Genomic DNA, 13,799 nt, shown 5'->3' on the forward strand with positions numbered 1-13,799 from the left:
GATGGTATGACCTATACAGTCGATGTTTTGAAGGAGGGTAAATTGAATGATCGAAATTGAAAAACCAAGGATTGAAACTGTTGAGATCAGCGAAGATTCCACATATGGTAAGTTTGTAGTAGAACCGCTCGAACGTGGATATGGAACTACTTTGGGAAATTCATTACGGCGTATCCTTCTATCCTCATTACCTGGTGCAGCGATTACATCTGTACAAATTGATGGGGTATTACATGAATTTTCAACAATTGAAGGGGTAGTAGAGGATGTTGCTTCCATCATTTTAAATCTTAAAAAACTTGCTCTGAAAATCTACTCTGATGAAGAAAAAGTTCTTGAGATTGATGTAAAAGGTGAAGCAACAGTAACAGCTGCTGATATCACTCATGATAGTGACGTTGAAATTTTAAATCCAGATTTGTATATTGCAACAATCGCAAGCAACGGTCATTTGCGTATGCGCATGTATGCAAGAAGAGGCCGTGGTTATACTCCTGCTGATCAAAACAAACGTGAGGATCTTCCTATCGGTGTGATCCCGATCGACTCTATTTACACTCCAGTTTCACGCGTTAATTATCAAGTGGAAAATACTCGTGTAGGACAAAACTCTGACTACGATAGATTATCCCTTGATGTGTGGACTGATGGAAGCATCGGTCCGAAAGAGGCGATTTCACTCGGAGCGAAAATTTTAACGGAACATTTAAATATTTTTGTTGGTCTAACTGATGAAGCACAAGCAGCGGAAATCATGGTAGAAAAAGAAGAGGACCAAAAAGAAAAAGTATTGGAAATGACAATCGAGGAATTGGATCTTTCTGTTCGTTCCTATAACTGTTTAAAACGTGCAGGTATCAATACAGTATTAGAACTTACGAATAAATCAGAAGACGATATGATGAAAGTTCGCAACCTTGGTCGTAAGTCTTTGGAAGAAGTAAAAGCAAAACTTGCAGAACTTGGCTTGTCTTTACGCAAAGAAGACTAAGCAATCGTTATTTATTATGTTCGAATAAAGGAGGGAACATTCATGGGTTACAGAAAACTTGGCCGTACTAGCTCTCAACGTAAAGCGTTATTACGTGACTTAGCAACTGATTTGATTATTAATGAACGCATTGAGACAACTGAAGCTCGTGCAAAGGAATTACGTTCAGTTGTAGAAAAAATGATTACTTTAGGTAAACGCGGGGATTTACATGCTCGCCGTCAAGCTGCAGCATTCATTCGCCGTGAAGTAGTGACAACAACTGATGAAGAAGGCAATGAAAAAACAAAATTTGCTCTTCAAAAATTATTCGATGATGTTGCGCCACGTTACGCTGATCGCCAAGGTGGTTATACACGAATTCTAAAAGTGGGTCCTCGTCGTGGAGATGGAGCACCTGTTGTAATCATCGAACTAGTTTAATTCTCAAGGGGGTATCCGGATAAACCGGCTAGGCTTGCCCCCTTTTTTACAAATGAATGATTTATACGACAATAAAGGCATCTGAGCGTTATGATGATCGAATGTTTCCATTCGTATCGTCTAGCTCTCCGCACCTCATTCATCCGGTTACGGCACGAAAAGGGAACGTTAATCGTTAACTGAAGGTTATTAGCGCATTTCTCCTGAATGAGGTGCGCGCTTTTTTATTCACATCAATTTCTCTATCAATATGTAAAAATAAAATACGTTTAAGGATCTGGCAGAATTAAACGTGTTTTATTTTTATATATAGAAGTTTTCCAAGCAAACAGAGAAGGAGAGCCCTGTAGAGAGGAGCATAGAAATGACCGAAATTTTATCGTTTCAAAATGTATCTTTTTCATATACACCAGAAAAACCGGATGCCCGCAAAGCTGTCGACAACGTCTCATTTACGGTTCGTGAAGGCGAATGGATCGCCATTGTCGGTCATAATGGATCAGGCAAATCTACAATGGTGAAAATGGTTTGCGGCCTTCTCTTCCCTCAACAAGGAGAAATCCGCGTCATGCAAAATGTATTGAGCGAAGAAAACTTGTGGGATATCCGTTCGAAAATCGGGATGGTTTTTCAAAATCCGGATAACCAATTTGTGGGGGCAACCGTGCAAGATGACGTGGCTTTTGCTTTAGAAAATAACGGGATCCCTTATGAAGAAATGGTGGAGCGGGTTTCAGCATCTTTGAAAAGAGTGAAGATGTATGAATTCCTGAACCATGAGCCCCATCATTTATCCGGTGGGCAAAAACAGCGTGTGGCCATTGCCGGAGCTCTTGCAATGCACCCTAAACTGTTAATTTTGGATGAGGCCACTTCCATGCTGGATCCCCAAGGTCGCGCGGAGGTGCTGCAGACGGTTCTCGAATTAAGAAAAGAAATCGGGTTGACCGTATTATCGATCACCCATGACGTCGAGGAGGCGCTTCTTGCGGACCGCATCATTTTTATGAACCAAGGAAAAAAATACGCGGAAGGAACACCGGAAGAGATATTTGCATTAGGGGACAAGCTGATTGAATTTGGATTGGAATTGCCTTTTGCCATGAGAATGACAAAGCTGCTTCAAGCAAAGGGTGTGCCGCTTATAGGAAAAAATCTGACAGAAGAAGAGTTGGTGAATGATTTATGGACATCAAACTTCAACAAGTAAGCTTTGCATATTCAGTAGGTACACCATTTGAGAAGTACGCTTTATTTGATGTGGATTTAACGATTCCATCCAAAACATACCATGCCATTATCGGACATACCGGTTCCGGTAAATCGACGATTCTGCAACATTTCAACGGGCTCTTGAAGCCGACGAAAGGAACCGTACAGATCGGGGACCGTAAAATTGAGGCGGGAAAAAAGGCGAAAGATTTAAAACCTGTTCGCCAAAAAGTGGGCATTGTTTTTCAATTTCCGGAGCATCAGTTATTTGAAGAAACGGTGTTAAAAGATATCATGTTTGGTCCGATGAATTTCGGCGTTTCTGAAGAAGAAGCGGAAAAGAGGGCGCGTGAAGGCATCAAACAAGTAGGATTGCCTGAGGAAGTGCTCGAGAAGTCGCCTTTCGATTTATCCGGCGGGCAAATGAGACGTGTGGCCATTGCTGGTGTACTGGCGATGAATCCCGAAGTCATCGTTTTGGATGAACCGACTGCAGGGCTCGATCCAAGAGGACAAAAAGAAATCATGGATTTGTTTTATCGCTTGCACAAAGAAAGAGAATTGACGACGATTCTTGTTACCCACAGCATGGAAGATGCGGCCAAATATGCAGATCAAATTTCCATCATGCATGAAGGCCGCTGTGTGCGGACCGGAACTCCCCGGGAAATCTTTTCTGACAGCGAAACCCTTAAGAAATACCGGTTGGAAGTGCCGCGCATCGTCAATTTTCAGCAAAAGATAGAAAAGTTGATCGGAACGCCGCTCTCAAAAATATGTTTAACAGAGGAAGAATTGGCGGAAGAAATTGCCCGGGTGATAAAGGAGCGTGATCGTTGATGATGGAGAAAATGATTTTTGGGCGCTTTATTCCAGGCGATTCTTTTGTCCATCAATTGGATCCACGTTCCAAATTGATTTTTACTTTTATTTTTGTCATCATCGTGTTTTTGGCAAACAATACAATCACTTACTGCTTATTATTGGCATTTACTTTGCTGGCCATTCTTATTTCCAAAATTCGTCTCTATTTTTTAGTGAATGGGTTAAAACCTGTGATCATTTTGATCATTTTCACGTTTCTGATCCACATTCTCTTTACGAGAGAAGGCAGTGTCTTATTTGATCTTGGTTTTCTTAAAGTATATGAAGGCGGTTTGAGACAAGGAATTTTCATTTCCATCCGCTTCACCGTGCTTGTATTCATGACAACGATATTGACATTGACAACTTCGCCGATTTCCATAACGGATGGACTTGAGGTGCTGTTAAATCCTTTAAAGAAACTTAAATTGCCCATCCATGAATTGGCCTTGATGATGTCCATTGCGTTGCGCTTCATTCCGACTTTGATGGATGAAACGGACAAAATCATGAAAGCGCAAATGGCGAGAGGATCCGATTTGGGTTCAGGCCCAATCAAAGATCGGGTCAAAGCGGTTGTCCCGCTGCTGGTTCCACTATTCGTCAGCGCATTTAAACGGGCGGAAGATTTGGCGACTGCGATGGAGGTGCGGGGATACCGCGGAGGAGAAGGCCGCACACGTTATCGGAAATTAAAATGGGATGCGAAAGATACAATCTGCATTTTTGCACTAGTATTCATAACGGCCCTTTTAATCTTTTTCCGCAGTTAGAAAAGGGTGATCGAATTGCGACGAATGAAAGCGGTCATTGCTTATGACGGAACAAATTTTTCCGGCTATCAGGCACAACCGGGAAAACGGACCGTGCAATCGGAAATTGAAAACGTATTGACGGAAATGCATAAAGGTGAAAAGGTGCGCATTTATGCCAGCGGGCGTACAGATGCGCGGGTGCATGCCACTGGACAAGTGATTCATTTTGATACTAGGCTTTTCATCCCAAGCGAAAATTATAAAATTGCATTGAACGCGCAGCTTCCTGGTGACGTGCGCATATTGGAAATGGAAGAGGTATCGCCGGATTTCCATGCCCGTTTCAGCGCGAAGGGAAAACGGTATCGATATAAGTGGAATTGCGAGGAAGTGCAAAGTCCATTTAAAAGGCACTATACCGTTGAAACAAAAGGGAGAAAACCGGACGTCGGCAAAATGAAGGAGGGCGCGGGGTATCTCATCGGCACCCATGACTTCACAAGTTTTTGTGCCGCCAGCACCCCCGTGGAGGATAAAGTGCGTACCATCCATTCCCTTGATTTTGAATGGCACAACCAGGAGCTTCATATGGTCATTGAAGGAAGCGGCTTTTTATATAATATGGTCCGCATTATCGCAGGCACTTTGTGGGAAGTGGGGATCGGAAAAAGGGAGCCGGAATCCGTAAAGGAAGCCCTTGAAGCCAAAAACCGTGAAATGGCCGGCACAACCGCTCCACCCCACGGATTGTATTTGGAAAAAGTGTTTTATGAATAAGAAAACAACTTACCCTTGTGTATGACATTTTTCTTGACTAATGTTTTAATCTATAATATTATAACATATGGTATTTTCATTCCACTTATAAGCCCCGAAACTTATTAGTGTGAAAAATGGAAAATTAACGGTTCATGAAATCGATTAGGAGGATATATACATGCGTACAACATTTATGGCGAAAGGTCATGAAGTAGAGCGTAAATGGTTAGTGGTTGACGCAGAAGGCAAAACGTTAGGGCGTTTAGCTTCTGAAGTTGCGGCTATTTTACGCGGTAAACATAAACCAATCTATACACCACACGTTGACACTGGTGATCATGTCATCGTAATCAACGCTGAAAAAATTCAATTAACAGGTAAAAAATTAACTGACAAAATCTACTACCGTCACTCACTTCATCCTGGCGGTTTAAAGAAACGTACAGCAGGCGAAATGCTTGAAAAAGATCCAACAAGAATGATCGAACTTGCAGTAAAAGGTATGCTTCCTAAAAACTCTTTAGGACGCAAAATGTTCAAAAAGCTTCATGTTTATGCAGGTCCAGAACATCCACATGCTGCACAAAAACCAGAAAGCTATGAGCTTCGCGGATAATTAATTAGAGGAGGATATTCACTTGGCACAAGTTCAATATACTGGCACAGGTCGTCGTAAAAGCGCAGTAGCTCGTGTACGTTTAGTACCTGGCGAAGGCAAAATCATCATTAACAAACGTGATGTAGAAGAATATATTCCATTTGAAACATTACGTGAAGTGATTAAACAACCATTAAAATTAACTCAAACTTTAGGTAGCTACGATGTATTAGTAAACGTTCAAGGTGGCGGTTTTACTGGTCAAGCTGGCGCTATCCGTCATGGTATCGCTCGTGCGTTACTTCAAGTTGACCCAGATTTCCGTCCAACTTTAAAACAAGCTGGTTTACTAACACGTGACCCACGTATGAAAGAACGTAAAAAATACGGTCTTAAAGGCGCTCGTCGCGCACCACAATTCTCAAAACGTTAATTTATCAACGTTTACAGCCCATTCTGGATTTTTTAGAATGGGCTGTATATTTAATAAAAAGGGCTCTATAATATTTGGTGTTGGTGGATACAACCAGCACCAATTTTTTTACACAAAAAAATGAAACATGTGACAAACTCTGGTAAAATGTAATCGCCAAACCACATTTCCCAAAGGAGTTGTGTCGTAAGCCCGAATTCAAACGACGCATATCAATCGATCGTACCTCCCTGTAAGATAGAGTTATCGATTACAGAGGAGGTGTTTTTGTTTGGCAGTTGAAAAACTAAATATCGTCCCTGTCAATTTGGAATCCGATTCTGATTCAACTCCACCCTCAACGAGTCGTGGTCCTCTCAAACCTGTATGCGTTATTCAAGCAACAAATTTTAAAATCTCCTTTTACCCCGGTGTAAAACCTCACATCATTCAAACGGTCATCAAGGAGTTGAATAGCAGTGATTCATGATTTTACTAAGTGAAAAAATATCTATATCATTTGTGGTCGTACGGATATGAGAAAAGGAATTGATGGTCTTGCCACCTTAATTCAGGATTCTTTCGAACTGGATCCATATAGCAACGCCATTTTCTTATTTTGTGGACGGAAGAAAGACCGCTATAAATGTTTGTATTTTGATGGAGATGGCTTCGCCATGTTATACAAACGAATCGATAACGGCAAACTCCAATGGCCCAGAAATGAAAATGAGGTTCGAAATTTGACTCAACAGGAGCTTCGATGGTTGCTCGAAGGGCTCTCGATTCAACAACCTAAAGCCATCCAAAAATCGAAAAAAGGTGCCTTCTAAATACCGATTCATGATATAATCAACTCTATATAGAATCAGTACGGAAAAGTGGTGGATGTTGTGAACAATGATTCAAACGAAAAGTTAATTCAGTTATTAGAAGAGCAACTAGCTCATGCCAATCAAAAAAATGATGAACTGTTGAAACAAATTGAATTATTGTCACAACAAGTTCGTTATTTAACTAAACGGCTTTATGGCTCAAAATCTGAAAAATCAAAGTATCAAGCTCCAGACGGACAGTGTTCTTTGTTTGATGACGACTCTTTTTTTAATGAACCTGAGCACACAGGAGAAAAAAGCACGGACACTGTGACATACACAGTTGTTCGTAAACGACATAACAAGAAAAAACGAAATGATTCTTTTATGGATGGTTTAGAAATTGAAGAAATTCATCATCATCCAGAAAACTTACAATGCGAGTGTTGTCAATCACCTATGACAGAGATTGGCAGCACGATTGTACGAGAAGAAGCAAAATTCATACCAGTTACTATGAAGCGTGTTCAGCATATTGAACACGCTTATGAGTGCAGGTCTTGTAAAAAAGATTCGAATAAAGACTCACAAATCAAACGTGGAAAAGCACCGCAACCTGCCATTCAGCGAAGTATCGCAGGACCAACGGTCTTAGCAAAACTCATCTATGATAAATTTATTCTTTATTTACCTTTATATAGGCAGGTAAAGGAATGGCATCGTTATGGTTTACTAACCAATGATAAGAACCTATCCAACTGGGTGATTCGCACTGCAGAAGATTGGCTTCTTCCATTATATAATCGGATGAAAGAAACGCTCTTGAAAAAATCTATCCTTCATGTCGATGAAACCTATGCCCAAGTTTTGAACCGCTCTGATGGGATGCCAGCCCAGTCTAAGGCTTACAACTGGGTATTCCGTAGCGTAGCATCTCAAGGTCCAGCAATTGTTCTGTTCCATAGTGCTTTATCTCGAAGTCGGGAAATTTTGACTGACTTTATAAAAGGCTTTAAAGGAACGATGATCTGCGATGGATATTCTGCATATCATGATGTATCGAATATTCATTTTGCCAACTGCTGGGCTCATGTTCGTCGATACTGGTTAAAAGCTGATAGTAAAAATGGACGGATTGGTGTGGATTATTGCAATCAACTTTATCGGTTAGAACGTAAATTTAAAAAACTTCGACCGAGTGAACGTAGAAAAGCAAGACAAAAGGAGTCCAAACCAATCGTCGAGGCATTTTTCAAATGGATTGATGAATCTCCTTTCTATGGAAAGAATGCCCTTGCCAAAGCTGCGGAGTATACATTGAAGCATGCCGAAGGCTTAAAAGCTTTTCTGTATGATGGGCGCATTGAAATGGACAATAACCCAGCTGAAAATGCGATTCGGCCAAATGTCATTGGAAGAAAAAACTGGCTGTTTTCCGTCAGTGAATCTGGAGCCGATGCGAATGCCATCTGTTTAAGCTTGGCTGAAACGGCAAAAGCTAATGGAATTGATTTTTATCAATACTTAGTGAAAGTATTGTCGGAACTCCCAAGTTTACCAATCCATCAACAGCCAGAAATATTAGATCGCTATTTGCCATGGTCGAAAACAATTCGTGAATCATGAGCAATGGCAAAATAGCCCTCAATCCGAAAAAACTTGGGATTGAAGGGCTATTCGTCGTGTGTACCAGAAGGGTGCGCATTTTTTTATTTATCTCACATATTTCGGGCTTACGTTGTGTCACATGTCTCACCATCATTCTATACGAAACCTACTCAATATAAAAGACAAAAATATCACATTTGATGAAAATTTTTGTGCAGAAGAACTCATTAAAGGGGTCCAATCAAAAGTCTTTTATGGCCAATTAACTTACCAACCAAAAGCGTGCTATGCTTGTGGACATGTCTTTGATGATCAAATCATTAAACACGGTTTTAAAACGTCTCTCATTAAAATGCCTAGTGTTTCAGGTTTTCATACCTACTTAAAATTGCGTAAACAGCGTTATTTCTGTAAACATTGTCATTCCACGTTTACTTTAAAAACGAGCGTCGTGGCTAAAAACTGTTGTATTTCCAACAATACCAAAGTATCGATTGCTTTAAACGCCAAAGATAAAATCTCCGAAAAAGATATTGCCATCAAACACAATGTATCTCATGCCACTGTCAGTAGAGTCATTGACAGCTTTTATAGCTACTATCAACCAAATGTTCACTACCTTCCAAAGCATTTGTGTTTTGATGAGTTTAAATCAGTGAAATCCGCAGCTGGAGCGATGTCCTTTATTTTCTGCGACTCTGAAACGGGGGAGATTGTGGATATCGTGGAGGACCGGAGATTACATGTCCTCAAAGAGTATTTCTTACGGTATTCCAAGAAGGCGAGAGATGCGGTAAAAACGATTGTCATCGATATGTACAGCCCTTATATTTCCTTAATCCAAGAAGTTTTCCCTAAAGCGGAAATCGTACTCGACAAATTCCATATCCTCCAACTATTTAGCAGAGCTTTAAACAAAACGCGCATCAACGTCATGAATCGGGATAAAAAGAATTACAATAAATTAAAAAAATACTGGAAGCTCCTTCTGAAAGATCAAACAAAACTTGATTATAAGAACTATAAATATCATCGTTGCTTTAAAAAGCATATGTGTGAGGTGGAGATTCTCCACGATCTCATTGATTTAGATTCTGAATTAAAAGCGTCCTATGAGTTATATCAATACGTGCAACATTGCATAAAAATCAAAGACTTTGAGCTCCTAAAGAAAACATTAGAGAATAAACAAAATATCGTTTCCAGCTATATGAAAACCGCCATCAAGACAATCAACAAATACATCAATTACGTCGAGAATACGCTAAAGTACGATTATAATAACGGCATTTTAGAGGGGATTAATAACAAAATCAAAGTGATTAAACGCATTTCTTTCGGTTATCGATCCTTCTATCACTTTAGAAACCGAATATTCATTACCCAAAACTTAGCGAAAATAAAAACAGCTTAGGGGAACCTCGAATTTCCCCTAAGCCATCCGATTACATATTACCAAATAATGTCACTAAAATTTATTCACCAACACCATTTGACAAAGAACCCTCAAATGAAGCATTTGAGTTGGGGTTTGTCGACAGTCTGAAACCTTCGAAAAATTATATTCGAAGGTTTTTATTTTACCAAAGTTCGTTCAATAAAAATATAAAGATATATACATAATGAAAATATAAGCATTCCAAAACTAATGACACCTATTCCCATGCCTAACCATTCACCAATAATCAACGAGGTTAGTAAAACAATTGCAAAAAAGCCTAATGTTATATTTGTAGCTTTCAATTTATTTTTTACAATCAGAAAACTAATTACGAATACGACAATATTGGAAAGAAAACCAATTCCTATTGGAATGAGTATATCCATTTTGCTTTTCCCCCTTTTAAAGAACGAGTGAAGGGTTCTCCCTTACATTATCAATGATAAGGGATAGATACCTCGATGTGAAGGTAAAATGCAACAAAAAACAGATAGAAACATCCCATTTCTATCTGTTTTTATTCATATTATTCGTTATTGATTGTTTTTAATAACCGCTCTTTGTTAAATCCTAATAATTTTGTTTTGATTTCGTTATTTTCCTTTATAATGGTGAAAGGAGTACCGCCTCCACCAAGTTCTAAAAACTCTTCAAAGTATTTTTTGTTTTTTCGAATATCCTTTTCCGTAAAATCAATCCCTTGTTCATCTAAAAATTCCTTTTGTCGTATACAATGTCCGCAACTACTACTGGAATATACGATAATCTCCACTGATCATTCCTCCTAAATAACATTTTCTTTATATTAAAGAAGAACAAAAAGATGCATTCACAACCTGTTTTTTGTCATTTTTTCTTGAAGGTCCCAGAATCCCGGTATAGAATCAATATCATATTTTTTAATACTGATTACTAATTTGTATTTTAATTCCTGCGAGAGATTTTCCCTTTCCTTATATTCTGTAAGGGTTAACGATTTTTTTAGCTTTGGTTCAAATAAATCAATGATTTGCTGAATCGCATTTTCATCATCCTTTGATCTTTTTGCAAGGTCATATAACGTTTCCGTCACATGTTTCAATCCTTTCTTGTATTTTTAATAATTTCTCCTAGATGCAAGATGACTTCCTCTAAACTTTCTAACTTTTTCTCAAAACGAATAAACAGGTAAACTGTTATCGCGATAGGAAAACCAAAATTACCTAAAATCATAATCCACTGTGGCATTTCAACTGTCATTTAAATCAACCCCATTCTCTTCGATAGAATCATGAATTCGTTTTAGCGCTTTTTTATGAAGTTTTGAAATTCCTTGTTGGGATTTCCCTAACCTTTTTGCGATTTCAGTGTCAGAAAGTCCTTTAACGTAAGCGAGGTCTATAACCTCTTTTTGTTTTGGTGTGAGTTTATTGATTGCCTGTACTAGAGAAGGTTCTGTTACATAATCCTTAATATCCGTGCTGTCTAAGATGTCATCTATGGTAAGATTCGAATTCGAATCTTCAATTAAATCTTTAAAGGTTCGTTCTTCCTCTTCATCCCCTATTGATTGATCAAGCGTTAATTGATAACGGTTACTAAGTTTTCGATGGCGTTTATCATAGTTGATGGCATTAAAGTATAACGTTGAGGATAAAAATGCGGTAAATCGTATATTGAAATAAAATCTTTTAAACTCTTCGTCTAACTTCTTTTTATTTACCGACGTCGGATAACATATAACCTCGAAAAACAGACGCTTATTTTCTTCATTACTTAAAAAAGATTTTACAACTCGATGCTCTAAAAAATAGCGATTTTCCTCAACAAAACGATTCAATTTCTCTCTACAAATCAGTTCTTTCTCTCTATTTTCGATTATCGCCACCCCCACATAGTTCAAAATAAAACACTGATAGGAACGTACGTTCTATTTACGTTCAAAAAAAATACCAGTCCTTCAGTAGAATTGGTGTTTTGATATTTATCCTCTTGTTATATCGAATTATAACATTATTCGTTATTTCTCCGATATACTTCCATGCAATAATCTTTAATTTTATTAGAAGTTTTTGCGGTTTCTTGTACTAGTTCTAACAGAAATTCCCTTCCTTCTTCAGAAATATCTTCAGTTAAACAATTGGAATAGAATGCTTGTGTTCGTCTTGATTCACAAAAGCATTTTAATATTAATTCCTTCTCTTTTTCAGTCATTATGGTCACTCCTTTACTTTTTAAAATCCAACGAACGGCGATTATTAAAAAACGCACTTAATATGTTTTTGGCAAGTAGAAAATGGCTCTTACGTATATTTGGTGAAGGTCCATAATTTTACTTTTATAGTATAATAAAAGAAAAGGTGTGATGAATGATGAATCGTCAAATCCATTGGTCTTCACCAGATCCTTTCCTAGAAGTTCTCGATATTCAAGAAGAACCATCCTCCATTACCTTTATTGTTCGAAGCACTCATGAATCCTGCCCTTGTCCTCATTGCCAAGTGCCTTCCACACGTCCACACAGCCGATATACACGCATGATTCAAGATTTGCCGATTGCCGGAAAAGCTGTTTCCATCCTGCTTATCACAAGAAAATGGTTTTGCGACCAACCCAATTGCACCCAAAAAATTTTTACTGAACGGTATGATTGGATTTCCAAAAATGGACGCCGAACTTTACGGTCCGAAGAAGTATTACGTAAAATCGCGTTTTCCACCAGCTGCCTCAATGGCGAAAAAGTAGCGAAAGCCCTGTCTCTCCCTGTCAGCCATGACGTATTGCTCTCCCTTATTCGGAAAACGGAGATTCATCAAGAGGTGTCCCCCTTTTATCGGAATCGATGACTTTGCTTTTCGGAAAGGACACAGCTATGGCACGATCATTTGTGATCTGAGCACGCACAAGCCTGTTGCATTACTTCCGGAACGTTATCCGGAAACCATATCAGAATGGCTAAAAAATCATCAAAACATCCAAGTTGTCAGTCGTGATGGCTATCAGGCTTTTCGGAAAGGGATTCAGAACGCTTCGCAAAGTATTTTGCAAGTATATGACCGATGGCATTTTGTCCGGGCGGTAAAGAAGCAGATCGATGCTTGCCTCACCTCGATTCTTCCTTCCGTCATCACGTTGGAAAAAGAAGAAACGGACCAACAAACCTTTCCGCATGAAACCAAACTGCAAAGGAGACAAAAAGAAAGAGCCGAAAAGAAATGGATGATGATCAAAAGCATTCAACAGGAATACAAAAAAGGAAAGAAAAAAGCGGAGTTGGCCAGAGAATTTCATATGGATCCCCGAACCATTTCAAAATATCTCAACATAACCGAGATGCCGGTTCAAGTAAAAAGAAAGCGAAAACGGCAAACCGATGGTTTTGAGCAATACATTCAGCAACTCGAACAAGAGGGCAAGACCATCCGTGAAATTGATGCGCAACTTCGTAAATATGGATATACGGGGACACTTTCAGGTGTCCGCGTTGCAGTCGAAAGCATACGAAAAGAAAGAAAACGGCAGGGGATTAAGGAATCTTCCGTTCGAATTTCCAGACGGCAAATGATTTCATATGTTTGGAAACGAAAATCTAGACTTTTAGAAAAGGAACTGCAACTTCTTGAACAATCCTTTAAGATGTACCCATCCCTTCATTCTTTCCACCAAATGGTTCAAACATTTAGAGAAGCATTTGATGAACGGAACTATCCGGCATTTTTCAAATGGTTGGAAAAACAATTGTCTTCTCCAAACAATCATTTATATGATTGTGCACTTCGACTCCGTAGGGATTTACAGTCGATTAAGCTGGCATTTAGTACTTCCTACAGTAACGGAGTTGTGGAAGGCCATGTTCACCGATTGAAGCTGATGAAACGAATCATGTATGGCCGGGCAAAGCTGGATTTACTTGAAAAACGAGTGTTATATCATTTATAAAAT

At 39.0% G+C, this 13,799-nt stretch carries 20 protein-coding genes; 14 read left to right on the plus strand and 6 right to left on the minus strand.

Going from position 1 to position 13,799, the window contains the following annotated elements; all coding sequences use genetic code 11:
* The first annotated feature begins 46 nt into the window (after nucleotides 1-46).
* The 12 genes from NSS77_RS06410 to NSS77_RS06465 all read left to right on the plus strand — a co-directional run bounded on the left by NSS77_RS06410 (nucleotide 47) and on the right by NSS77_RS06465 (nucleotide 9,851).
* On the plus strand, nucleotides 47-991 hold the full coding sequence (locus NSS77_RS06410; protein ID WP_342470880.1) for a DNA-directed RNA polymerase subunit alpha: 945 nt from the start codon (nucleotides 47-49) through the stop codon (nucleotides 989-991).
* Nucleotides 992-1,033: 42 nt separating this feature from the next.
* On the plus strand, nucleotides 1,034-1,414 hold the full coding sequence (gene rplQ, locus NSS77_RS06415) for a 50S ribosomal protein L17 (protein ID WP_016839395.1): 381 nt from the start codon (nucleotides 1,034-1,036) through the stop codon (nucleotides 1,412-1,414).
* A 364-nt stretch (nucleotides 1,415-1,778) separates the two neighbouring features.
* A complete protein-coding gene (locus NSS77_RS06420; RefSeq protein ID WP_342470881.1) occupies nucleotides 1,779-2,624 on the plus strand; it encodes an energy-coupling factor ABC transporter ATP-binding protein in 846 nt (281 codons plus the stop codon).
* The gene (locus tag NSS77_RS06425) at nucleotides 2,600-3,466 is read left to right on the plus strand and encodes an energy-coupling factor ABC transporter ATP-binding protein (RefSeq protein WP_342470882.1); all 867 of its coding nucleotides are present in this window, start codon (nucleotides 2,600-2,602) and stop codon (nucleotides 3,464-3,466) included. Before NSS77_RS06420 ends, NSS77_RS06425 begins: the two co-directional genes overlap by 25 nt.
* Entirely contained in the window at nucleotides 3,466-4,263 is a 798-nt protein-coding gene (locus tag NSS77_RS06430; RefSeq protein ID WP_342471214.1) for an energy-coupling factor transporter transmembrane protein EcfT, read from the plus strand. The genes NSS77_RS06425 and NSS77_RS06430 overlap by 1 nt, the downstream gene beginning before the upstream one ends.
* Nucleotides 4,264-4,278: 15 nt before the next feature.
* Nucleotides 4,279-5,022, plus strand: a complete 744-nt coding sequence (gene truA, locus NSS77_RS06435) for a tRNA pseudouridine(38-40) synthase TruA (RefSeq protein ID WP_342470883.1) — start codon at nucleotides 4,279-4,281, stop codon at nucleotides 5,020-5,022.
* A gap of 160 nt (nucleotides 5,023-5,182) precedes the next feature.
* On the plus strand, nucleotides 5,183-5,620 hold the full coding sequence (rplM, locus tag NSS77_RS06440; RefSeq protein ID WP_342470884.1) for a 50S ribosomal protein L13: 438 nt from the start codon (nucleotides 5,183-5,185) through the stop codon (nucleotides 5,618-5,620).
* Between the two features lie 22 nt (nucleotides 5,621-5,642).
* The gene (gene rpsI, locus NSS77_RS06445) at nucleotides 5,643-6,035 is read left to right on the plus strand and encodes a 30S ribosomal protein S9 (protein ID WP_342470885.1); all 393 of its coding nucleotides are present in this window, start codon (nucleotides 5,643-5,645) and stop codon (nucleotides 6,033-6,035) included.
* 271 nt (nucleotides 6,036-6,306) lie between these two features.
* Nucleotides 6,307-6,504 (plus strand): hypothetical protein, encoded by a 198-nt coding sequence (locus NSS77_RS06450; protein ID WP_016839676.1) that lies wholly within the window; start codon nucleotides 6,307-6,309, stop codon nucleotides 6,502-6,504.
* Nucleotides 6,505-6,532: 28 nt separating this feature from the next.
* A complete protein-coding gene (gene tnpB, locus NSS77_RS06455) occupies nucleotides 6,533-6,847 on the plus strand; it encodes an IS66 family insertion sequence element accessory protein TnpB (protein WP_342471215.1) in 315 nt (104 codons plus the stop codon).
* Nucleotides 6,848-6,907: 60 nt separating this feature from the next.
* Entirely contained in the window at nucleotides 6,908-8,455 is a 1,548-nt protein-coding gene (locus NSS77_RS06460; protein ID WP_342470886.1) for an IS66 family transposase, read from the plus strand.
* 121 nt (nucleotides 8,456-8,576) lie between these two features.
* Complete coding sequence (locus NSS77_RS06465; protein WP_342470887.1) at nucleotides 8,577-9,851, plus strand: ISL3 family transposase; 1,275 nt, start codon at nucleotides 8,577-8,579, stop codon at nucleotides 9,849-9,851.
* Nucleotides 9,852-10,012: 161 nt separating this feature from the next.
* Here the strand turns inward: NSS77_RS06465 and NSS77_RS06470 are convergent, their stop codons facing one another.
* The 6 genes from NSS77_RS06470 to NSS77_RS06495 form a co-directional block, all read right to left on the minus strand.
* Nucleotides 10,013-10,264: a hypothetical protein gene (locus NSS77_RS06470; protein WP_342470888.1), complete on the minus strand. Its 252-nt coding sequence runs from the start codon at nucleotides 10,262-10,264 to the stop codon at nucleotides 10,013-10,015.
* Between the two features lie 140 nt (nucleotides 10,265-10,404).
* Nucleotides 10,405-10,650 (minus strand): glutaredoxin family protein, encoded by a 246-nt coding sequence (locus tag NSS77_RS06475; RefSeq protein ID WP_342470890.1) that lies wholly within the window; start codon nucleotides 10,648-10,650, stop codon nucleotides 10,405-10,407.
* 57 nt (nucleotides 10,651-10,707) lie between these two features.
* Entirely contained in the window at nucleotides 10,708-10,950 is a 243-nt protein-coding gene (locus NSS77_RS06480) for a helix-turn-helix domain-containing protein (RefSeq protein WP_342470891.1), read from the minus strand.
* Between the two features lie 5 nt (nucleotides 10,951-10,955).
* On the minus strand, nucleotides 10,956-11,117 hold the full coding sequence (locus NSS77_RS06485; protein WP_342470892.1) for a YvrJ family protein: 162 nt from the start codon (nucleotides 11,115-11,117) through the stop codon (nucleotides 10,956-10,958).
* Nucleotides 11,107-11,745, minus strand: coding sequence for a sigma-70 family RNA polymerase sigma factor (locus NSS77_RS06490; RefSeq protein ID WP_342470893.1), 639 nt, complete (start codon nucleotides 11,743-11,745; stop codon nucleotides 11,107-11,109). Before NSS77_RS06490 ends, NSS77_RS06485 begins: the two co-directional genes overlap by 11 nt.
* Nucleotides 11,746-11,870: 125 nt before the next feature.
* Nucleotides 11,871-12,071, minus strand: coding sequence for a hypothetical protein (locus NSS77_RS06495; protein ID WP_342470894.1), 201 nt, complete (start codon nucleotides 12,069-12,071; stop codon nucleotides 11,871-11,873).
* 155 nt (nucleotides 12,072-12,226) lie between these two features.
* Here NSS77_RS06495 and NSS77_RS06500 point away from each other — a divergent pair, with 155 nt between their 5' ends.
* Nucleotides 12,227-12,703, plus strand: coding sequence for a transposase family protein (locus tag NSS77_RS06500; RefSeq protein WP_340714495.1), 477 nt, complete (start codon nucleotides 12,227-12,229; stop codon nucleotides 12,701-12,703).
* Nucleotides 12,630-13,796 carry an ISL3 family transposase gene (locus NSS77_RS06505; protein WP_340714494.1) on the plus strand — a complete coding sequence of 389 codons (1,167 nt, stop codon included), beginning with the start codon at nucleotides 12,630-12,632 and terminating at the stop codon, nucleotides 13,794-13,796. Before NSS77_RS06500 ends, NSS77_RS06505 begins: the two co-directional genes overlap by 74 nt.
* Nucleotides 13,797-13,799 lie beyond the last annotated feature (3 nt).

Source organism: Ureibacillus sp. FSL K6-3587, from assembly GCF_038593165.1.
Lineage (GTDB): Bacteria > Bacillota > Bacilli > Bacillales_A > Planococcaceae > Ureibacillus > Ureibacillus suwonensis.